Here is a 20,099-nt window from a genome sequence, read left to right as displayed (position 1 = left end):
TTTTTTTCGCATCGCCGAAACGACCGAAGAGACACGCTATTCTATTGTTATAATGAGATATTTTTTTCAAGTACCCGCACGGATACCATGCCTCTTCATTGAACCGATCGGTTCGATTGTGCGCAATTAGATATTGCATCTCGGAAAATTATAGCCCAAATACTGCTCACCGAACCAAACAGTTCGATGAAATAACAGACAGTATTTTGGAGTACCCCTATGAAAATCCTCGTTACAGCCACCCTGCTCTCGGTCCTCGCCGCTTCTTCAGCGGCCATGGCGCTCGAGCCGATCAAGGGCAGCATCACCTATAATGGCCACCAGTCCCATTTGGAAAAGGCGCCGGTCGGCAGCAATTTCTTCCACAACTTCACCAGTGAGGAAGGCCGAAATGTCCGCGAAATCTATCAGGTCAACGCCGACCATTCGGTAAGCCTCGTATCCCGGACGGTTCTGGACGACTGATCGATGCCGGCACAGGCCCGGGCATCGGTGCCCGGCAGTCTGAACCAAAACAACCTTGAATGAACAACAGCGCCCAGATGGGCACAAGGAGCACGACCATGAAGATTTTCGCAGCAGCCACACTGATCGCAGCCCTCACCGGCTCGTCCGCAGCTTTCGCCATTGAGCCGATCCAGGGCTCGATCACCTACGGCGGCCACCAGTCCTATCTCGAAAAGGCACCGGTCGGCAGCAACTTCTTCCACACCTTCACCGGCCAGGACGGCAATAAAGTCCGGGAAGTCTACAAGGTCAATGCCGACCGCAGCGTCTCGCTGGTCAGCCGCACCGTCGCCAACAGCTAAAGTCAGGCGATCCCAAGACCCGAAGGCCCCGCAGCCCGCCGCTGCGGGGCCTTCCGACTTTTTTCAACCCCTTCGGGAAAAACCCAGTTTTGGCATTTCTCACCGGCAGTCTTCAGGGCTATGACGAGACCGTCCCGACAACCGACATAAAAGGATGCCCGTCATGCTGTCCCGTAGCCTCGCCGTCACCATGGCGCTTTCCGTCTCGCTGTTCGCCGGCTCCGTCCTTGCCAAGGAGACACGCTGCGGCTGGCTCCAGAATCCGACGCCTGGCAACCTCTGGCTGGACGACAGCCAGGGAACATGGGTCCTCTCCACCCAGGGCAGCGACGAGGAAGCGCTCGGCATGGAAAATATCGGCGATTTCTCGACTCGAGACTACGTCCGGACCAATGGCTATTACGGCTATGCCTGCGCCTGCATGGATGTCGAAACCGATGCTGCTGCAGAGCGCATCACGGCAGTCTACTCCTTCCGTCAACTGCCGCTCGCCAAGTGCACCAAAGACAAGGCCCTGCCCGCGCCGCAATAAGCTTGTGGACCAGTGATATCCTGCATCCGGCCATTGCCATCTACAGGAAGACCGGGTTTCGTATTGTGGCGGAGGAACGCCACACCCTGTTCAGACCGGAACTGACCGGCCAGACCTGGGTTCTGGATCTCTGAGAGCCGCCCGGTTGGGGTCAGGCCGCCTCGTCGAACCGCCTTCTGGCCTCGACCACCGACGGATGATGGCGTTCGGCCCAGGACAGCAAAGGCGCGATTGATCCATACAGCGAGACACCGAGATCCGTCAGACGATATTCGACGCTCGGCGGTTTGGTCGGAAACACCGTTCTGTCCACGTAACCGTCACGCTGCAGATCGCGCAAGGTCTGGGTCAGCATGCGTTGCGAAATATCCGGGACCAGCCGGCGCAACTCGCCGAACCGATAAGGCTTTTCCGACAGCGCCATCAGCAGCAGCGTCGACCATTTGTCGCCGATCTTGCCGATGACGGCACGCACCGGGCAGTCCTCAAGCCTCCCGCCAGCGGCAGATTGCTCCTTGTAGACCGCCAGCCTGTCGCTCTGGGTCGTGGCAAACGCATCCATTCCGGTTCCTTTCAAATCTGGTAGGCACCAAAAACTGCCTTCTTTACAAGCCGCGGTCAATTCCTATTTTACCCCTACTCTCAATTAGAGAGTTACTAATTTCAGGCGGACGACAGACCCGCCTCTGGAAAGGGATTGAAATGAGCAAGTATCTCGTCACCGGCGCCAGCGGACATCTTGGCCGGTCCGTCATCCGCAACCTGATCGAGGCCCAGGGCGTCGCACCGGCGCAGATCATCGCCGCAAGCCGCGACACGTCCAAGCTGGCCGATCTTGCTGCCAAGGGCGTTATCACCCGCAAGGTGGATTTCGACGATGCGGCGAGCCTTAGCGATGCTTTCACCGGCGTCGAGCGTGTGCTGATCATCTCCACCGATGCGCTCGACCGTCCGGGCCGCCGCCTGGAGCAGCATAAGGCTGCCGTCAATGCCGCGGCAAAGGCCGGCGTGTCGCGCCTGTTCTACACCTCCATGCCGAACCCCGAGCCCGGCAAGAGCCTCGTGACCTTTGCGCCCGATCATTTCGGCACCGAACAGGCCATCAAGGCAAGCGGCATTGCCTACACCATCCTGCGCAACGGCTGGTACATGGAAAACCTGTTCATGGCCCTGCCCCATGCGCTCGCCAGCGGCCAATGGTATACCTCGACCGGACAGGGCGTGATTGCCCATGTCGGCCGCGAAGACATCGCCCGCGCCATCGCTGCCGCACTGGTCTCCGATGAAGCCGCAAGCGTCACCTACACACTGACCGGCGGCACGGCCTATACGACGGATCAGATTGCCGCACTGGTGCGCGACGTCACCGGCAAGCCGCTGGAGGTCGTCCACGTCAGCGACGAGCAACTGGCCGGTGGCATGAAGGCTGCTGGCCTTCCCGATTTCCTCGTGCCCATGCTGGTCTCGTTCGATGCCAATACCCGCGAGGGCCAAATTTCCATGGTAACCGGCGACATCGAAAAGCTGACCGGCAAGGCGCCTGCCTCGCTCAAGGCCTTCCTCGAAGCCAATACCGCGGCCCTCAACGGCTGATGCAAAAGACCCGCTCGGCCGATCAGCGCCGAGCGGGTCTGTTCTGCCACCGAAACCGGTGAAACAAGACGGATATCTCCGTCAGATTGTCTGGCCACAGGCCCGGCAGAAGCGGCGGATCGTCTCCGCCATGCCGTATTCCAGGGCATCGGCCGTCAGTCCATGGCCGATCGACACCTCAGCCAGATTGGGAATGCGCCTGGCAAGCCCCGGCAGATTGGCAACCGTCAGGTCATGGCCGCCATTGACGCCAAGACCGGCCTTCAACGCGGCATCGGCCGTTCTTGCGAGCAGATCGAGTTGCGCGCGTGCCCCCTCCGGATCATCGAAACAGCCGCCATAGGGGCCGGTATAAAGCTCGATCCGGTCGGCACCCGTCGCTTTGGCGGCCAGGACCGCCGCCTCGTCGCCGTCGCCATCGGCAAACAGCGACACCCGCATGCCGTTTGCCTTGAGGCGACCGACGACGCCTTTCAGAAAATCGCCATGCTTTGCAAATTCCCAGCCGTGATCGGATGTCGCCTGGGACGGATCGTCCGGTACCAGCGTCACCTGTTCGGGCTGTGTCGCCTCGCACAGATCAAGAAATTCTTCGGTCGGATAGCCCTCGATATTGAACTCGGCCGTCGGAAATTCGTCATCGATCAGGGCGCGCAAGACCGGCAGGTCGGAAAAGCGGATATGCCGCTGATCGGGACGCGGATGCACGGTCAGGCCGCTGGCACCAGCCTTGAGCGCGATGCGGCCAAGATGGGCGACATCCGGCCAAGGCAGGTCGCGCCGGTTGCGCAGCATGGCGATGGCATTGAGGTTGACGGACAGTTTCGCAGGCATCGGATCAATCCCATTTACGGTCTTCGTGCAGCGATCGCTCCGGCCGACAAAGCTTTGGGAACATGATGCTAGCAGTCCAGCATTTAGGCGATCTCCCGCCAAAACGCCAACGAGTTTCGCAGATAATTCCATGTATCGGATTGATGTATGGAACAGCGACACCGTCCGGATCGGTTTGTCGACATGCCACGTCGCTTGTGGGGATTGACAGATGGTGGTGAAAATCTACCCTAAAACTTATAGGATTTACGCCAGCCTCCAAGCTGGACGATCATCATTTGATATTCCCATTTGTCATGATTTTCTGCCCAAAGCCCTTTTCCTGCCGTTTGCCCTGTCGGCTCGTGCCCGCGACTATCCGGCCCCTGCGACACGGCCGCGGCTCAAGAGATCCGAGACAATTCCCATGAAGCACTTTCGGCCCATCGATCGAGACGAGGTTGGCGACTGCCTGTCCAAGATCCTGCAAAGCCGGACATTCGCCCGCTCCGGGCGGCTCCGCGCCTTCCTGAAATTCATTGTCGAGACAGAGCAGCTTGGCCTCGCGCGCAAGCTGAAGGGCTATACGATCGGACTCGACGTCTTCGGTCGCGACAGCACCTTTGAATCAGGCGGTGATCCGCTGGTTCGCGTTCAGGCCGGCAAGTTGCGTCGCCTGCTCGGCCGGTATTATGCCGACGAGGGACGCGAGGACCCGATCCATATCCGGATCCCTCTCGGCGCCTATATCCCTGTCTATGAACGCCAGGGGGCGGATTTGCCGACGTCCGAAACCGGCCTGCGCGACCTCCTGCCACCGCCCTCCGGCCTGTACGCCAGCCCGGCCGGCCAGCAATCCCCTCCGCAACACCGCCACTCCCAGGCAGCGCTTCCCAGCCTCCTCGTAACGCTTTCAGCCAAGCCCGCGCGGCAGGCCCGTATCTATGCCAATGCCATCCTTCTGGCCGCCGAACAGTTGCCGGGTATCAGGCTTGTTTCATCCTTAAGCAGCGATACGCGCGATGTCCTCGCCTTCGCCGTGCTCATAGAGGCTCACGAGACCTCGCTCTCCGTCTCGCTGCAGCACCAGTCGACCGGCGAAGTGATCGACATCAGAACCATTGCCGCGACAAGCATGGACACGACCGACCAGCTCGCCGGACAAGCCAACCAGTTTGTTGCCCGGACCATGACGCTGGCCGGACTGATCTATCGCTACTGCCGGAGCAAGGGACTGACGACCCTGCTGATGGACGGCCTGCAAGCGACTTATGATTACCGACTCGACGGATCGGAAGCGTCCTATCAACGAGCGCGCTTCAGCCAGTTGCGGTTGGCCCATCCCAAAACGCCCGCCGAAATCGTCACCAGTCTTGCCGGCGTGCGGGACCTCGCTCGCTGAGCCATGCAAAGGGAGCGTTTACCACCTATTTGCAGAAACAGCACCGCTTGCGGTTTACAATACCACCATCCGGCGCTTATCCTGATCGATCATGACATTTGCCTGCTGCGTCCGACGGTGGGGCCAGTCGCTTGGCAGGTGGATGTCAATCCTCGCTAGAGATCCGAAGACACAAGGAACATCGGCAAACAGCAAGGCATGCCGGAATCATGAGAGGGAAATACGTACGCCGACAAAATGGGGGGGAACCATGGCGGACCAATCCGAAAATCTCCACACGACAAAGACGACGGCCAATAGACAAGACCAGCACAACGGATATTTGCCCAGCATAGCATTGCCCTACGCCATGCCGAATGAACCGGTGGCCATTGCGGATATGGCGAACCTGTTCGGCGTCACGCACCGGACACTGCATTTCTATGAGGAAAAAGGACTGCTGTCCGCCAGCCGCGTTGGCCTAATGCGGGTGTATTTCCACAAGGACATCGTGCGCATGGCGCTGATCAATGCCTGCCGTGAAGTCGGCATGCCGGTGGCCATCATCCAGGATCTGCTGGAGGAACTGGCCGCCACGGTTTCACAGGAGCAGGCCGACGAGATCTTTCGCGACTCCCTGACGGTGCGCAAGCGTGAACTGACCTCGGGCCTTTCCACCATCCGCCGGCAGATGCAGCAGATCAACGGCCTTCTGGCGCAGGACGACAATGAACCGTCGGCGCCAAGGGTCGACGGCCGCGACGCCGTGTCGTTGAGCGCGCTGGAAAGACGCTGCCTGGAACTGATGGCCGAGGGTTATGCGCCGATGCGCCTTGCGCGGGCGCTGCAGCTGAAGAACGAGGAAATCACGGCGCTGGAAAACGAGATTATCCGCAAATTCGACGCGAACAACCGCTTTCAGGCGGTCGCCAAAGCGGTGCTGATGGGCGTCGTTGCCTCCTGACGCGAAAGGATCTGCGCCGACGCCGCCTCAACTTGAACATTGGCAAATATTACTATGTTTTAACACGACAATTGCCGAACCCAATCTTATTGCTCATGACATCACCAATGTCCCGCAATGGAATTTCAATATGCCATCTCTCCTCAGTCGCTACGCCACTCCTTTCACCACTGGGCTGTTCGTCGTCTCCCTCGTATCGGGCATTGCCTTGTTCTTTCACCTCGGCGCAAACTCTTTCCGCGGCATGCATGAATGGTTGAGCATGGTGCTCGCCCTGCCCTTCGTCCTGCATGTCTGGAAAAACTGGCGGCCGTTCGTCTCGTATTTCAAGCGCCCGCCCATGGCGATCGCGCTCGGTCTGTCGCTTGCCGCAGCCATCGGTTTTGTCATCCCGACATTGAGCGGCGATGCTGCAACCAGCAACCCGCAGATTGCTGCCATCCAGGCGATTGCCGGCGGCATGCTCGAACAGGTCGCTCCCCTTTATGGTCACACGCCCGAGAGCTTCGCCACCGCTCTGAAGGATAAAGGCTTTTCCGCCGCCCAAACCGGCCTCAGCCTCTCCAATATCGCCACGCAATCCGGAAAGACGGATCGCGACCTGATCGGCACGCTGCCCGCTATCAAGAAGTGACGCCCATTGGCCTGAGCGCCGTCGCCAGAACATGTCTCTCGATCGCAACTCACTTCGGCCCATCGCCGCAGTGGGGTCCGCAAATCAAAGGAATTGCAAGGTGAAGGCGGCGATGCCTCCGATGAAATGGACCAGCGTGGCGCCAATCAGATTGCCATGCCGGTTGAACAGCCAACCGAACAGAAGTCCCGAAGCCGCGGTGACCGCGATGGCGGAAACGCCGAAATAGCTGTGAAAGAGCCCGAAAATCAGCGATGTGACCAATAACGAACGGACGCCTCGCTGATCATTGAGGAGCCGCATCAGTGAACTCTGCAACACACCCCTGGCCAGCAGTTCCTGGACGAAACTGTGCGGCAAATAGGGCGCAATCGCCAGGCCAATCGCCATCGCCGAGCCGAAAGCGCCCTGCCCCGCCGTGGTCGGCTCGATGCCCTGTTTCACCTGTGAATACGTGTAGAGTGCAGCCAGGATCAGCGCCGAGATCGAAAGTCCCTCGACGAGCGCGCGCCGCCAGTTCTGAAGCGTCAGGCCGATCGAGGCGAGCGGCAGCTTGAGACGCCACACGGAAAACAACACCGGCACGGCGATGAGACCGAGATAGGCCCACGAAAATCCGGAGGAATAGACGTTGACCGGCAAATGTTTGTCAACGAGCAGCGCCACGATATTGGCCGTGCCGAGCAGGGCTACGAACAGAACGACGAGATGGCCGAACTCTATGCGCTCGCGTAGTGCCTGCACCTGAGCGGATATATCGCTGATGATCGCCACGACCCCCAGCACCTCCTGACGACCGTCGTCGCGCAACATGCTGGTCCGCACGACCAGATGGCGTTCGCCGCCGCGACGGGCGATTGCGACGTCACGGGTCACGACATTGTTGGGCGCGTACATGGCATCGACAATGGCATCGTTGATCTGCTCGAGATCCCCGTGCATCAGAAGCAGTTCCGCGAAGTTCTGGCCGATGCACTCGACGTTGCCGACCTGGAGGATGTCCAGCAGCGGCCGATTGGCGGCAATGATATTGCCGTTACCGTCCAGCGCCAGGACCCCGTCCCGCATGTTCTCGATGATGGCCGGAAAGATGACGCCACGCTCACCGCTATCGGGCGGCGACATTTCGGCAGAAACGACGTCGGTATGTACCACCCTGCGCAAGCCCCCTTGAGATACCCCGGGAACCGGAAGCGCCAGTCATACGCAAGGTCGCCCCACATCTCTTTCCATATCGGAAGTGCATGACAGCTTTCATACAGGCGTTGAGTGACCATGCGCCGCTTCGTTCACCGGACGATGGTCAGCGTCTCGGCAGCGCGGGTGACGGCAGTGTAGAGCCAGCGCTCGCGGGTGTCGCGAAAGGCCCAGCTCTCGTCGAACAGAACGACGTTGTTCCATTGCGAGCCCTGCGCCTTGTGGACTGTCAGCGCATAACCGTAGTCGAACTCGTCATAGCGCTTGCGCGTCGCCCACGGGATTTCCGTCTCAACATCCTCAAACGACGCCTTCAACAGCTTGATCTTCGCTGCACCACGCTCCATGTCGTCGTCTTCGGGCTTGATCAATAGGTTGATGCCCGGTTTCACGGTTTCGCGCGACGAGGTCATGACCTGCCAGAGCGAACCGTTCAGCAGACCCTTCACCTGATCGTTGCGCAGGCAGACCAGCTTGTCGCCTGCTTGCGGATAATCCGCCGTAAAGCCCTTCAGTTCGCGCAGCCGCTTGTTGTAGCGCCGCCGTGTCCTGTTGGTGCCGACCAGTACCTGATCGGCCTCCAGCACCAGTTCCTGCGTCACCTCCGCCTTGGAAATCACCCGCGCGGTGCCATAGTCGCCGTGCATGATCTCCTTGCCTTCGCGCACATGCATGGCGAGCTGGATGATCGGATTGTCGCGGGCCTGGCGATGAATGTCGGTCAGCAGGTAATCCGGTTCCTGATCGGTGAAATAGCCGCCACCCGAGACCGGCGGCAACTGGCCGGGATCCCCCAGCACCAGGATCGGCGTGCCGAAGCTCATCAGGTCCTTGCCCAATTGCTCGTCGACCATCGAGCATTCGTCGATGACGATCAGCGCCGCCTTGGCGAGCGGGCTCTGGCGGTTGATGGAAAACATCGGCGAAATCGACGTCTTGCCGGTTTCTTCATCCTCGACCGATTCCTCGCCGCGCGGCCGGTAGATCAGCGAATGGATGGTGCGGGCATTGGTGGCGCCGCGCGAGCGGAGCACCTGCGCCGCCTTGCCGGTGAAGGCCGCAAACAGCACATCGCCATCGACATTTTCGGCAAAATGGCGGGCAAGCGTCGTCTTGCCGGTACCGGCATAGCCAAACAGGCGAAAAACCGGCTGCTTGCCGTCTTTCAGCCACTTCGAAACGGCCTTCAAGGCCTCGTCCTGCTGCGGTGCGAATTGCATCGGGCGACTTGGCAGGATTCGTCGTCAAAAGGCAAGGCGACGCGACCGGCGAAACTCCGTTCTGAACAATCCGTCCGCCTTCGGGAATAAATCGGCGCGCACCGGTGTCTTACTGTGCAGGCGGCCCATGACGGCGCCGGCCGAACTCCGCATCGAAGGAAGCACACGCCATGAAACACCGAATTCTCCTGTCTCTCGCCCTGCTCGCCATTGCCGGTCCGGCTTTTGCCGCAAGCCCCGTCAAGACCGTCAAATCTGCAAAGGGCGAAGTGGTCGCCGCGGCCGACACCGGCATGACGCTCTACACCTTCAAGAACGACAAGAAGGACGTCTCCAACTGCTACGACGACTGCGCGAAGAACTGGCCGCCCTTCACCGCCGCTGGCAATGCCCAGCCGGACGGTGCATATTCGCTGGTGACCCGCAAGGACGGCGCCAAGCAATGGGCAAAGGACGGCAAGCCGCTGTATTTCTGGATCAAGGACATGAAGGAAGGCGACGCGACCGGCGACGGCGTGAAAGGCGTTTGGGATGCCGCACGGCCCTGACGGCGACAACCGGAGCCCGGGGACACCTGTTCCCGGCCCCGGCCCATTTGAACACGATCTTCTGGCGCTGATTCCGGCTCTGCGACGCTATGCGCGCAGCCTGACGCGCTCTGACGCCGAAGGCGAAGACCTGCTGCAGGATTGCCTTGAACGTAGCCTGGCCAACAGGTCCCGCTGGCGCGGCGTCAACCTCAAGGCCTGGATCACCACCATCATGACCAATCTTCACCGCAACGGCTACCGCAGCAGCCACCGCCGTCCGACGGTGGCCATCGACGAGGCCGGTGACTTGTCGCTGCCGGAGGCGCCGCACGACCCTCTCGAGCGCGACAGGCTCGTCACGGCCCTGAACATGCTTTCCGAGGAAAACCGCGCCGTGCTGATGCTGGTGGTGGTCGAGGGCTATGGCTATCAGGAGGTTGCCGACATCCTGAACATTCCGATCGGAACCGTGATGTCGCGCCTGTCGCGGGCCCGGCAACGCCTGCGCGAGCAGTTGGCGCTAAACAATATCATCTCGCTGCGGGGGCCGAGATGAGCAAGGAGACGACACCCGTGAATGAGAGCGACCTTCATGCCTATGCCGATGGAAAGCTGGATGCCGCGCGGGCAGCCGAGGTCGAACAATGGCTCGACCGGAACCCGGAGCAGGCCGCCATGGTGGAGGACTGGAAACGCCAGAACACCGCCATCCGCGCGCTGTTTGCCGATTACGAACGCACGGATCCCGCCGATATCGCATTGATCGCCGGAGCGAAGGAGCGCTCGTCCTTTGGACGTCCGGCGCCGAGACGGTTCGTCATGCAAACCGCGGCCGCATTCCTTCTTTTTGTAGCGGGCGCGGCCGTCGGACCTTGGGTGCCGCCGATCTATCCAGTCGCACCGCAGGCCGTCCTCCAGGAAATCGCCCTGCCCGACCAGTCGCGTTCGGCCTTCCTGATCTATGCCAGCGACGTGCGCCATCCGGTCGAGGTCGGTGCCAGCGAGAAAACCCATCTCGCTGCATGGCTCGGCAAGCGCCTCGACTATCCGCTGGCCGTGCCGGACCTTGGCTCGATCGGCTTTCGGCTGGTCGGCGGACGACTGGTGCCGGTCAACGGCAAACCGGGCGCGCTCTTCATGTATGAGGACGACAGCGGCCAGCGCGTCACCGTGCTGATCGGCCGCAATGGCGAAAACCGCAGCACGTCCTTTCGCTATGCCAGCCAAGATGGCCTTGAAACCTTCTACTGGATAGACGGGCCGATCGGTTATGCCGTCACCGGCGAAATCTCCCGCGACCGCCTGCAGCAGGTGGCCGATGAGTGTTACCGGCAGTTTCCGACCTGAAAAGGATCTTCAGCGCAGCGGATCGTTGCCAAGCACGATCGGCCGGCCATGCGGCGTCGCTTGCGCCGCCCGCTGCCAGCTCTGCTGCAGGTCGAAAAGCACGGCTTCGTCGGCAACGCCCTTCTCAGCCAGAAGCGTTGTCAGCGCCGCCACCCAGCCGTCGAAATAGTCGCCGCCGTCGTCGGCGCGGCCGGGCTTGTGCAATTCTTTCGACAGGCTCTCGGCCCATTCGGTCCACGCAAACACGCCCTGCTGATGGAGATGCACGGTGATCGCGAAGGCTTGCGCATGCCACGGCTCGGCAAACACCGGCTCGCCCTGCGGCGACACCGGCAAACCGGGAGATTGCACCAGTGACGAAGGTGGCTCACAGCGGCTCAAGATAGCTCTCCCAGGCATCGATCGACACGGTGAGCGTCGGGTCGGCGCCCTCGCCCCAGATTTCGTCGGCCGAAAACACCACGGTATAGACCCATTGCGGGTTCTCGCCCTTGCCATGGGCATTGTCGTCGGGAAAGACGAAACTGCCCTGCACCGCCTCGATCACGCCCTGCTTGGCGCGGGCATAGCGCGGCAGCCGCGTATGGGTCTCGGGGTTGAAATTCCTGGTCCGCACCCGGTCGCCCGGCGCAAAGCGCGGCTCGAAATGCACCGGCCGATCGCAAGGCCCACCGCGGGCGAGAACCGCCGGCACCATGTCTGCCGTCAGCACCCGTTTCGGCACGGTGCCGACAGTCGCGTGGTGACCCGACAACAGCTCCTGTCGCGTCGCAAAACCGTGTCGCTCCAGCAGGGTATCGACGGCCCGGATCCAGATTTCGTAATAGCTGGCAGCCAGATACTCGGCCGGCGGAATGTTTTCTCGGGCATGCCGGCTCTCATCGATCGTCCAGGCGCCGAAGGCACCGCAGGACAGGGTGATGCCGAGCGCCCGCTTTTCCCATTCCGCATGAAACCACGGCTCGTCCTTTTCCGGGGCAACCGGGCCGAGCCCCATCTGTCCGCCCAGATCGTGCGGGCCGTTCACGGGCGCTGCTCCGGCGATAACGCCAGCCCGGTGCCGATCATCGAATCGCGCGTCACCAGGTCTGCAAGGGCATCCGCCTCCATGCCCTGCGTTCCTTGTGGGCGCTCCGGCACGACCAGATAGCGCAGCTCCGCCGTCGAATCCCAAACCCGGATCTTCTTAGACTTATCTAATGTTACCCCGAATTCCTCAAGCACCGCGCGAGGATTGATCACCGCCCGCGAGCGATAGGCCGGCGCCTTGTACCAGACGGGCGGCAGACCAAGCACCGCCCAGGGATAACAGGAGCATAGGGTGCAGACGACGATATTGTGGGTGTCCGGCGTATTGAACACGGCGCGCATATGCTCGCCCTGCCGGCCGGCAAAGCCGAGGCTGCCAATCGCCGCCGTCGCATCGGCCTTCAGCCATTCGGCAAAGCCCGGATCGGTCCAGGCCCTGGCCACCACCTGCGCGCCATTGCGCGGGCCCACCTTGGTCTCGTAGGTCTCGACGATCGCATCGATCGCCGCCGGATCGATCAGTCCTTTTTCCGTCAAAAGGGTCTCGAGCGCCCGCACCCGTGCCTGCATGTCGGAATACTGGTTGTCGTGATGATGGTCATGGCCATGGTCACCGTGATGATCGTGGTCGTGCGGATGGTGATGATCGTGAACCAAGAACCTGTCTCCCAAGGGTCGGTGGGCGGATAGTCTTAAGCGCGTGCTGATGGTCTGCCAAGCCCCTATCTCCCACGCCTTAAACAGCTATTCTGCCATAATGAAAATCCTGATTCTCGGCGGAACCGGTTTCATCGGCACGGTGGTTCTGCAACGATTGCTGGCCGATGGGCATCGTGTGACGGGCCTTGGCCGCGACATTCGTCGGGCCCACAGCCGTTATCCGCAGGCCGACTGGATCGCCGCCGATCTTGCCACTTTGCAGGAGCCGGACGCCTGGAGACCGCTCCTGGCTGACCAGGATGCCATCGTCAATTGCGCCGGCGCCTTGCAGGACGGCCTGTCCGACGATCTGGTCGCCACCCAGCAAAACGCCATGCTCACCCTTTACCGAGCGGCACAGGACGAAAAGATCCGGCATATCGTCCAGATCTCGGCGCGCGTGGATGGCGCCGGGGCGGACCTGCCGTTCCTGGCCACCAAACGCATTGCCGACGCAGCGCTTGCGACAAGCGGCCTGCCGCACACCATCCTACGGCCGGCCCTCGTCGTCGGCCGCAATGCGTTCGGCGGCACCGCCCTGCTGCGCGCACTGGCGGCATTCCCCTTCGTGCTGCCGCTGATCCATCCCGGCAGTCCGTTGGAAACAGTAGATGTGGACGACGTTGCAAAGGCCGTGTCGGCCGCGCTTGAAGGTTCGCTTGGAACCAAAGCCGATCTCGACCTGGCCGCCACCGGCGCCCTGTCCTTGAAGGATGCGCTCGCTCTTCACCGCGCCTGGCTGGGGCTCGATCCGGCCGGAACAGTCGAACTTCCGCCGGTCCTTGCCCGACCGGTAACGGCTCTCGCGGATCTGGCAGGACATCTTGGCTGGCGTTCACCGTTGCGCTCCACCGCCATGGCCATCATGGCCGAGGGGGTCATCCACGGGCCAACCGCTGCACCTGCACCCTTGCCGCTGAAAACGCTGGCAGAAACGCTGGCCTCGCACCCGGCGGGCGTGCAGGATCTGTGGTTTGCCCGGCTCTATCTGCTGAAGGCGCCCGTTATCCTGACACTGTCGCTGTTCTGGCTACTCTCGGGCCTCGTTCCGCTTCTCGACACGGCAAGAGCCGCCGCCCATTTCGCCCCGCTGATGGCGCCTGCCGCCGCGCTCGCGGTATTGCTCCTGACCTGCCTGATTGATGTCGGCCTGGGGCTTGCGATCCTCGTTCGACCCTGGGCGCGATACGCCATGATCGGCATGCTGACCGTCACCGTCGGCTATCTCGGCAGCGCAACCCTGGTCGAGCCGGCTCTCTGGACCGATCCGCTCGGTCCGTTGGTCAAGGTCCCGCCCTCAATCCTGCTGACATTGGTATCGCTCGCCATCTTGGAGGAGCGCTGATGCCCTTCGAGGATCTCTTGCGGCTCGCCCATGTGATCGGCGCGACCGTGCTATTCGGTACCGGCGCCGGCATCGCCTTTTTCATGGTGATGGCGGTGCGCACCAGTAATCCATCCGTCATCGCCCATGTCGCAGCCACGGTGGTGATTGCCGATACGGTTTTCACTGCAACCGCAGTCGTCTTCCAGCCCATAACCGGCTATCTGCTGGCCAGAAGCATCGGCTGGCCGCTGACCGAAGGCTGGGTTGCCCTCTCGCTCGGACTTTATGTCCTGACCGGCCTGTTCTGGCTGCCCGTCGTCTGGATCCAGTTGCGCCTGCGCGATCTGGCCCGCCACGCAGGCATGGCCGGCGAATCCTTGACGCCAGAGTTTTCAAGGCTCTACCGCATCTGGTTTGCGGCCGGATTTCCAGCCTTCTTCTCGGTCATTGCCATCTTCTGGCTGATGTTGACCAAGCCGCAGATTGCACTGTTCTGAATGGCGAACGGTCAGCCCTTCAGTGGTAGCGCCTTGCCGATATCCCCCCTCAACAGATGCTCGAACGGCGCCGGCTCCAGTCTTCCGGGCGTCGAGAAAGGGTTGGAAAAGGCGAAGATGAAAAACAGGATGACACCCGAATAGGCGCCGAACATCGACAGCAGCGCGATATGGGTGCGCGTCGGACGGTAGACATAAAACGGTGCCGCGACGCAGACAAGACCGATCAGCGCCGGTCCCCAGAACAGCCCCGCAAACCTGCCGAGCGATGGGGCCTCTCGCATCTGCCGAAAACCGGCGACCTCGGTAATCCTGTTGCGCATCCGCTGGGCGAGAAAACGCTCGCGGTCGTTCGACGGTTGCAGATCCAGCAGGATATTGTAGGCCTTGTCCCATTCGATCCAGGCCGCCGCCGTCAGGCCCTGCCGCTTGGCAAGCGACGCCCATTCCTCGTTCACCACCAGCGCCACATAGGTCGCCAGATGCTCCTGGATCTGCGTGACGGCGGGGCCGCCATAGCGTTTTGCGTCGTTGAACACGTCGGAAATCGCCACCGCCTCCTGCGTCAGGACCGTGCGGATGCCTTTGTAATCGTCCAGTTCCTGCGCATAGACCAGCGCCAGGATCAGGCCATGCAGGGCGGCCACCCGCACGGCAACCGTGCTCGCCGCATCATGGGTGCGATCGCCCTCGCCGCCTGCCGTCAGCAGGTGACGCGCCAGGAAATAGCTGCCGAGAACCAGCGCCACAGCAGCACCGACAAATCCGAGCCCGCCCAAAGCGGAGAGTAGAAAATCCATCATCGCCTGGCCATCTTCTTCCAGGATGCCGCCGTTACTTCAGCATCGGCCATAGGCTGACGACAAGCAAGAGCGCCATGGTGATGTTGAACCATTTCAACCGAACCGGAACCGACAGCCAGTCGCGCAGCGCCGAGCCGAAGCCGGCCCAGGTCGAAACCGACGGCACGTTGACGACAGCAAAGACCAGGCCGACCACGGCAACGCTCGCGAGATAGCGGTCGGCTTGCGTGTAGGTCGCCATGGCCGTAACCGCCATCACCCAGGCCTTCGGATTGACCCATTGGAACGCGGCAGCCCCCAGAAACGTCATCGGTCGCGCCTCGGCCTTGCCCTCGCCCAGACTGCGCGACGTTCCGATCTTGTAGGCGATCCACAGCAGATAGACACCGCCCGCGATCTTCAGGGCCAGAAACAGCAGCGGCATGGTTGCCAGCAAGGCGCCAAGCCCCAGACCCACACCGATCAACAGCGAAAAGAAGCCGGCCCCGATCCCCAGCATGTGCGGAATGGTTCGGCGAAAGCCGAAATTCACGCCGGAGGCAAACAGCATCATATTGTTCGGGCCGGGCGTGATCGATGTGGTGAAGGCAAACAGCGTCAACGCCGATAGAGTCGCAATATCCAAGTCATGTCTCCGGACCATTTCGCGGCAAGATAGTCGCCACCGCGCCGCCAGACCATTTAAGTTTTGTCACCATGGCAATCCCGATACCGATTGAAACCGCGACCGGCTTGTTTAAGCTGCATCTGAAGCAATTACGAGGCCCCCATGCACGATCCGATCCCCACCGTCACCCTTCCCTCCGGCCTGGAAATCCCCGCCCTTGGTCTTGGCACCTGGAACATGGGCGAAGCCGCCGGCCGTGCCCATGCCGAAATCGACAGCCTGCGCCTCGGCCTCGATCTCGGCATGACGCTGATCGACACGGCGGAAATGTATGGGGATGGCGGCGCGGAAAGGATCGTCGGCAAGGCGCTGGAGGATCGCCGCGACGAAGTTTTCCTGGTCAGCAAGGTCTATCCGTCGAATGCCAGCTTCGAAAAAGCGATTGCCGCCTGCAACAACAGCCTTGCCCGGTTAAACACCGACCGGTTGGATCTCTATCTCCTGCACTGGCGCGGCGACACGCCGCTGGCAGAAACCGTTGCTGCCTTCGAGCACCTGAAGAAAGCCGGCAAGATCGGCGCTTGGGGCGTCTCGAATTTCGATGTCGAGGATATGGAGGAGCTGTTTGCCGTGCCGGATGGCGCGAACTGTGCCGCCAACCAGGTGCTCTACAATCTGTCGCGGCGCGGCATCGAGTTTGATCTTCTGCCTTGGTGCCAGCAACGCGGCATTCCGATCATGGCCTATTCGCCGATCGAGCAGGGCCGCCTCGTCCACCATCCCGACCTGATCCATGTCGCCAAGGCCTATCAGGCAACGCCTGCGCAAGTGGCATTGGCGTTTCTGCTGGAGCGGGACGGCGTGGTGCCGATCCCGAAATCATCCAACCTGCGCCGCGTCCGCGAAAACCGCGACGCGGTCGATCTCGATATCAGCGACGCGGACTGGGAGGTGCTGGATACGGCTTTTCCGCCGCCGCAGTCAAAAACGGCTTTGGAAATGCTCTGAGATTGCAGTGATTTAGCCGGCAGTCGTCAGGCACTGCGACAGATCGTTCTCATTCGGGCTGCCGCCTTCGGGGCCGAACGTATCGTAGCAATCCAGCACCCATTCGCTGACGGACTCGTCGGGCAGACCTTGCCCGATCAACGGAACGATCCGGTCGGTCTTGGCCAAGGCGCCATCCGTGTAGGAAATCTCGGACATTGAGCGGTCTGCAACGGAAACGCCGGCCACGGCGGCCGGGACAGATACCACTGCGAACAGAATAAGTGCGATTGCCTTCTTCATGACGAAAATCTCCTTCGCCCCGTTAACGCATCAGGCAGGATTTTGTTCAAGCAACGCCGTTCACCGTTGCGTGATGGGTTGTTTGGCATCGCAAGTAAAAGCAGAAGAGGCCTTGCGTGGGGCACGCAAAGCCTCTTCAGGAACAGCGAGTTGGGCGGATCTTTACATGCCCTGCGAACCGCGATTCATCGCGGCGATGCCGGTGCGGCAGACTTCATTGAGACCGAGCGGCTTCATGATCGCCACGAACTGGTCGATCTTCGACGACTTGCCGGTGATCTCGAAGATGAAATGCTCGACCGTCGCATCCACCACCTTGGCGTGGAAGGCATCGGCCAGCCGCAGCGTTTCGGCACGCATGTCACCGGAGCTGACGACCTTGATCAGCGCCACTTCCCGCTCGATCGGCCGCTCCTGGCCGAGCTCCCGGGCTCGCACCGTCAGGTCCAGCACGCGATGCACCGGGACTATGCGCTCCAGCTGCGCCTTGATCTGCTCGAGCACGCTCGGCGTGCCGCGCGTCACGATGGTGATGCGCGACAGATGCGCCTCATGCTCGGTTTCGGACACCGTCAGGCTCTCGATATTGTAGCCGCGGCCGGAGAACAGGCCGATGACCCGGGCAAGGACGCCCGGCTCGTTGTCGACCAGCACCGAAAGCGTATGGCTTTCGACCGCTGCGGTTTCGGGAGAGATGAAGTAGGCGGAGCCCGTGGGCTGTAGATGTGCGTTCATGATGTCTATCCTCTCCCTCAAATCAAACCAGCTGGCGGCCCTTGACGTCGATCGCCGTCGCAACGGCGTCGTCCGTCGCCTCGTCGGGCAACAGCATTTCGTTGTGCGCCTTGCCGGACGGGATCATCGGGAAGCAGTTGGCGAGATTGGCGACGCGGCAATCGAAGATCACCGGCTTCTTCACGTCGATCATTTCCTGGATTGCGCCGTCCAGATCGCCCGGCTTTTCGCAACGCAGGCCGACGGCACCATAGGCTTCCGCCAGCTTGACGAAATCAGGCATCGCTTCCGTGTAGGAATTCGACAGGCGGTTGCCATGCAGCAGCTGCTGCCACTGGCGCACCATGCCCATATACTGGTTGTTGAGGATGAAGATCTTGACCGCCGCGTTATACTGCACGGCGCAGGACATTTCCTGAATGCACATCTGGATCGACGCATCGCCGGCGATGTCGATGACCAGGCTGTCGGGATGGGCGATCTGCACGCCGATCGCCGCCGGGAAACCATAACCCATGGTGCCGAGACCGCCCGAGGTCATCCAGCGGTTCGGCTCCTCGAAGCCGAAATACTGCGCTGCCCACATCTGGTGCTGGCCGACTTCGGTGGTGATATAGGTGTCGCGATGCTTCGTCAGCTCATAGAGCCGCTCGATGGCATATTGCGGCATGATGACGTCTTTCGACGGCGTATAGGAGAAGGACTTGCGGGCCTTCCAGCGCGCGATGCTGTCCTTCCACTCGACTGTCTGCGCCGTATCCGGCTTCTTCGGCAGGGCACGCCACAGGCGAACCATATCTTCGAGAACCCGGCCGACATCACCGTTGATCGGAATGTCGACCCGGACATTTTTGTTGATCGAGGACGGATCGATATCGATATGGATCTTTTTGGAATTCGGCGAGAACGCGTTCAGACGGCCGGTGATGCGGTCGTCGAAGCGCGCACCGATACAGACCATCACGTCGCAATCGTGCATCGCCATATTGGCTTCATAGGATCCGTGCATGCCGAGCATGCCGAGCCAGTTCTTGCCCGACGCCGGATAGGCGCCGAGACCCATCAGCGTCGAGGTGATGGGGAAATCGGTGAGACCGACCAATTCGCGCAGCAGCTTGGAGGCATCCGGGCCGGAATTGATGACGCCGCCGCCGGAATAGATGATCGGCCGGCGCGCCTTGGACATCAGTTCGATGGCCGCCTGGATGGCGCGCGGATCGCCTTGCGTCTTCGGCTGGTAGCTATGCTGCACCTCGTGGCTTTCCGGCGGCGTGTAGGTGCCGGTGGCAAACTGCACGTCCTTCGGGATATCGACGACAACCGGGCCGGGACGCCCTGTCTGGGCAATGCGGAAGGCTTCGTGGATGACGCGGGCCAGGTCGTTGACGTCCTTGACCAGCCAGTTGTGCTTGGTGCAGGGACGCGTGATGCCGACGGTGTCGCATTCCTGGAAGGCATCCGAGCCGATCAGCGAGGTCGGAACCTGACCTGTCAGGCAGACCAGCGGGATCGAATCCATCAGCGCATCCTGCAGCGGCGTCACGGCATTGGTGGCGCCGGGGCCTGATGTCACCAGCATGACGCCAACCTTTCCGGTCGAGCGGGCATAGCCCTCGGCCGCATGGCCGGCGCCCTGTTCGTGGCGCACGAGAATGTGCTGGATCTCGTCCTGCTGGAAGATCTCGTCATAGATCGGCAGCACCGCTCCGCCCGGATAGCCGAAGATGTGCTCGACGCCGTTGTCCTTCAACGCCCTCAGAACGATTTCCGCGCCGGTCATCTGATTGTCTTTGCCCGTCATGCCTGTGTCCATTTGCCTTTGGGATTTTTGCGAGGGCCTGAAGCCCGGTTTTGGCCATAAAAAAAGGCCCCTTGAGGAGCCTGTCGTTTCGCGCATGGGTGGCTAACGCCGGATGGTTACACCATCCTGCCCATGCGCGGTCCCACCACAATAAGTGCACGAAATTTTTTCATGTCCGAAGTGTTAGCCGCAAAACTGATGTCCGTCAACGCAGCCTGCCCAGAAAAACGTCGCCGCCCAGCCTATTTAACCGGCAGTGCCGGTGGGCCCCATTCAGCCCTACACCACTTG

Annotated in this window: 25 protein-coding genes and 1 pseudogene; 14 read left to right on the top strand and 12 right to left on the bottom strand. The window is 61.3% G+C overall.

The window, feature by feature from the left end; all coding sequences use genetic code 11:
* Positions 1-219 precede the first annotated feature (219 nt).
* The 4 genes and pseudogenes from HFC70_RS07975 to HFC70_RS26940 all read left to right on the top strand — a co-directional run.
* Positions 220-465 carry a hypothetical protein gene (locus tag HFC70_RS07975; protein ID WP_168472703.1) on the top strand — a complete coding sequence of 82 codons (246 nt, stop codon included), beginning with the start codon at positions 220-222 and terminating at the stop codon, positions 463-465.
* Positions 466-563: 98 nt separating this feature from the next.
* On the top strand, positions 564-809 hold the full coding sequence (locus tag HFC70_RS07970; protein ID WP_168472702.1) for a hypothetical protein: 246 nt from the start codon (positions 564-566) through the stop codon (positions 807-809).
* A 190-nt stretch (positions 810-999) separates the two neighbouring features.
* Positions 1,000-1,341, top strand: a complete 342-nt coding sequence (locus HFC70_RS07965) for a DUF4087 domain-containing protein (protein ID WP_246735695.1) — start codon at positions 1,000-1,002, stop codon at positions 1,339-1,341.
* Positions 1,338-1,475 (top strand): annotated as a pseudogene (locus HFC70_RS26940) (MarR family transcriptional regulator); the annotation flags it as partial. The gene HFC70_RS07965 and the pseudogene HFC70_RS26940, both read left to right, overlap by 4 nt.
* A 17-nt stretch (positions 1,476-1,492) precedes the next feature.
* Here the strand turns inward: HFC70_RS26940 and HFC70_RS07955 are convergent.
* Positions 1,493-1,903 (bottom strand): helix-turn-helix domain-containing protein, encoded by a 411-nt coding sequence (locus tag HFC70_RS07955; protein WP_168472700.1) that lies wholly within the window; start codon positions 1,901-1,903, stop codon positions 1,493-1,495.
* A 140-nt stretch (positions 1,904-2,043) separates the two neighbouring features.
* Here HFC70_RS07955 and HFC70_RS07950 point away from each other — a divergent pair, with 140 nt between their 5' ends.
* Positions 2,044-2,934 (top strand): SDR family oxidoreductase, encoded by an 891-nt coding sequence (locus HFC70_RS07950; protein ID WP_168472699.1) that lies wholly within the window; start codon positions 2,044-2,046, stop codon positions 2,932-2,934.
* Between the two features lie 81 nt (positions 2,935-3,015).
* Here HFC70_RS07950 and HFC70_RS07945 read toward each other — a convergent pair whose 3' ends face one another.
* Complete coding sequence (locus tag HFC70_RS07945; RefSeq protein WP_168472698.1) at positions 3,016-3,768, bottom strand: pyridoxine 5'-phosphate synthase; 753 nt, start codon at positions 3,766-3,768, stop codon at positions 3,016-3,018.
* A gap of 211 nt (positions 3,769-3,979) precedes the next feature.
* Between HFC70_RS07945 and HFC70_RS07940 the strand changes: the two genes are divergently transcribed.
* The 3 genes from HFC70_RS07940 to HFC70_RS07930 all read left to right on the top strand — a co-directional run bounded on the left by HFC70_RS07940 (position 3,980) and on the right by HFC70_RS07930 (position 6,726).
* Positions 3,980-5,149, top strand: a complete 1,170-nt coding sequence (locus HFC70_RS07940) for a hypothetical protein (protein ID WP_168472697.1) — start codon at positions 3,980-3,982, stop codon at positions 5,147-5,149.
* Between the two features lie 250 nt (positions 5,150-5,399).
* Complete coding sequence (locus HFC70_RS07935; protein ID WP_168472696.1) at positions 5,400-6,092, top strand: MerR family transcriptional regulator; 693 nt, start codon at positions 5,400-5,402, stop codon at positions 6,090-6,092.
* A complete protein-coding gene (locus HFC70_RS07930) occupies positions 6,082-6,726 on the top strand; it encodes a DUF4405 domain-containing protein (protein WP_246735682.1) in 645 nt (214 codons plus the stop codon). The genes HFC70_RS07935 and HFC70_RS07930 overlap by 11 nt, the downstream gene beginning before the upstream one ends.
* A gap of 84 nt (positions 6,727-6,810) precedes the next feature.
* Here HFC70_RS07930 and HFC70_RS07925 read toward each other — a convergent pair whose 3' ends face one another.
* Positions 6,811-7,881, bottom strand: a complete 1,071-nt coding sequence (locus tag HFC70_RS07925; RefSeq protein WP_168472695.1) for a type II CAAX endopeptidase family protein — start codon at positions 7,879-7,881, stop codon at positions 6,811-6,813.
* Positions 7,882-8,015: 134 nt separating this feature from the next.
* On the bottom strand, positions 8,016-9,143 hold the full coding sequence (locus HFC70_RS07920) for an ATP-dependent RecD-like DNA helicase (RefSeq protein WP_168472694.1): 1,128 nt from the start codon (positions 9,141-9,143) through the stop codon (positions 8,016-8,018).
* Between the two features lie 170 nt (positions 9,144-9,313).
* Here HFC70_RS07920 and HFC70_RS07915 point away from each other — a divergent pair, with 170 nt between their 5' ends.
* From HFC70_RS07915 to HFC70_RS07905, 3 genes are read left to right on the top strand one after another with little or no spacing between them, the layout of a single operon-like run.
* On the top strand, positions 9,314-9,691 hold the full coding sequence (locus HFC70_RS07915) for a hypothetical protein (RefSeq protein ID WP_168472693.1): 378 nt from the start codon (positions 9,314-9,316) through the stop codon (positions 9,689-9,691).
* The gene (locus HFC70_RS07910; protein WP_168472692.1) at positions 9,675-10,229 is read left to right on the top strand and encodes an RNA polymerase sigma factor; all 555 of its coding nucleotides are present in this window, start codon (positions 9,675-9,677) and stop codon (positions 10,227-10,229) included. The genes HFC70_RS07915 and HFC70_RS07910 overlap by 17 nt, the downstream gene beginning before the upstream one ends.
* Positions 10,226-11,020: an anti-sigma factor gene (locus HFC70_RS07905; RefSeq protein ID WP_168472691.1), complete on the top strand. Its 795-nt coding sequence runs from the start codon at positions 10,226-10,228 to the stop codon at positions 11,018-11,020. The genes HFC70_RS07910 and HFC70_RS07905 overlap by 4 nt, the downstream gene beginning before the upstream one ends.
* Before the next feature lie 9 nt (positions 11,021-11,029).
* Here the strand turns inward: HFC70_RS07905 and HFC70_RS07900 are convergent, their stop codons facing one another.
* The 3 genes from HFC70_RS07900 to nthA are packed head-to-tail and all read right to left on the bottom strand — an operon-like array spanning position 11,030 to position 12,706.
* A complete protein-coding gene (locus HFC70_RS07900) occupies positions 11,030-11,401 on the bottom strand; it encodes a nitrile hydratase accessory protein (protein ID WP_168472690.1) in 372 nt (123 codons plus the stop codon).
* Positions 11,388-12,047 carry a nitrile hydratase subunit beta gene (nthB, locus tag HFC70_RS07895; RefSeq protein ID WP_168472689.1) on the bottom strand — a complete coding sequence of 220 codons (660 nt, stop codon included), beginning with the start codon at positions 12,045-12,047 and terminating at the stop codon, positions 11,388-11,390. The genes HFC70_RS07900 and nthB overlap by 14 nt, the downstream gene beginning before the upstream one ends.
* Positions 12,044-12,706 (bottom strand): nitrile hydratase subunit alpha, encoded by a 663-nt coding sequence (nthA, locus tag HFC70_RS07890; RefSeq protein ID WP_168472688.1) that lies wholly within the window; start codon positions 12,704-12,706, stop codon positions 12,044-12,046. Before nthA ends, nthB begins: the two co-directional genes overlap by 4 nt.
* Before the next feature lie 100 nt (positions 12,707-12,806).
* Between nthA and HFC70_RS07885 the strand changes: the two genes are divergently transcribed.
* Both HFC70_RS07885 and HFC70_RS07880 read left to right on the top strand, forming a co-directional pair.
* Positions 12,807-14,093, top strand: coding sequence for an SDR family oxidoreductase (locus tag HFC70_RS07885; RefSeq protein ID WP_168472687.1), 1,287 nt, complete (start codon positions 12,807-12,809; stop codon positions 14,091-14,093).
* On the top strand, positions 14,093-14,572 hold the full coding sequence (locus HFC70_RS07880; protein WP_168472686.1) for a DUF2269 domain-containing protein: 480 nt from the start codon (positions 14,093-14,095) through the stop codon (positions 14,570-14,572). Before HFC70_RS07885 ends, HFC70_RS07880 begins: the two co-directional genes overlap by 1 nt.
* Positions 14,573-14,583: 11 nt before the next feature.
* Here the strand turns inward: HFC70_RS07880 and HFC70_RS07875 are convergent, their stop codons facing one another.
* Both HFC70_RS07875 and HFC70_RS07870 read right to left on the bottom strand, forming a co-directional pair.
* Positions 14,584-15,375, bottom strand: coding sequence for a DUF4239 domain-containing protein (locus tag HFC70_RS07875; RefSeq protein WP_168472685.1), 792 nt, complete (start codon positions 15,373-15,375; stop codon positions 14,584-14,586).
* 31 nt (positions 15,376-15,406) lie between these two features.
* The gene (locus tag HFC70_RS07870; protein ID WP_168472684.1) at positions 15,407-16,018 is read right to left on the bottom strand and encodes a LysE family translocator; all 612 of its coding nucleotides are present in this window, start codon (positions 16,016-16,018) and stop codon (positions 15,407-15,409) included.
* A gap of 126 nt (positions 16,019-16,144) precedes the next feature.
* Here HFC70_RS07870 and HFC70_RS07865 point away from each other — a divergent pair, with 126 nt between their 5' ends.
* Entirely contained in the window at positions 16,145-16,990 is an 846-nt protein-coding gene (locus HFC70_RS07865) for an aldo/keto reductase (RefSeq protein WP_168472683.1), read from the top strand.
* 12 nt (positions 16,991-17,002) lie between these two features.
* Here the strand turns inward: HFC70_RS07865 and HFC70_RS07860 are convergent, their stop codons facing one another.
* The 3 genes from HFC70_RS07860 to HFC70_RS07850 form a co-directional block, all read right to left on the bottom strand.
* The gene (locus HFC70_RS07860) at positions 17,003-17,272 is read right to left on the bottom strand and encodes a hypothetical protein (protein WP_168472682.1); all 270 of its coding nucleotides are present in this window, start codon (positions 17,270-17,272) and stop codon (positions 17,003-17,005) included.
* A gap of 162 nt (positions 17,273-17,434) precedes the next feature.
* Entirely contained in the window at positions 17,435-18,007 is a 573-nt protein-coding gene (ilvN, locus tag HFC70_RS07855) for an acetolactate synthase small subunit (RefSeq protein WP_168472681.1), read from the bottom strand.
* A gap of 22 nt (positions 18,008-18,029) precedes the next feature.
* The gene (locus HFC70_RS07850) at positions 18,030-19,808 is read right to left on the bottom strand and encodes an acetolactate synthase 3 large subunit (protein ID WP_168472680.1); all 1,779 of its coding nucleotides are present in this window, start codon (positions 19,806-19,808) and stop codon (positions 18,030-18,032) included.
* Positions 19,809-20,099 lie beyond the last annotated feature (291 nt).

The organism is Agrobacterium sp. a22-2 (assembly GCF_012276985.1).
Lineage (GTDB): Bacteria > Pseudomonadota > Alphaproteobacteria > Rhizobiales > Rhizobiaceae > Allorhizobium.
This window is presented reverse-complemented; position numbering and strand designations above follow the sequence as displayed.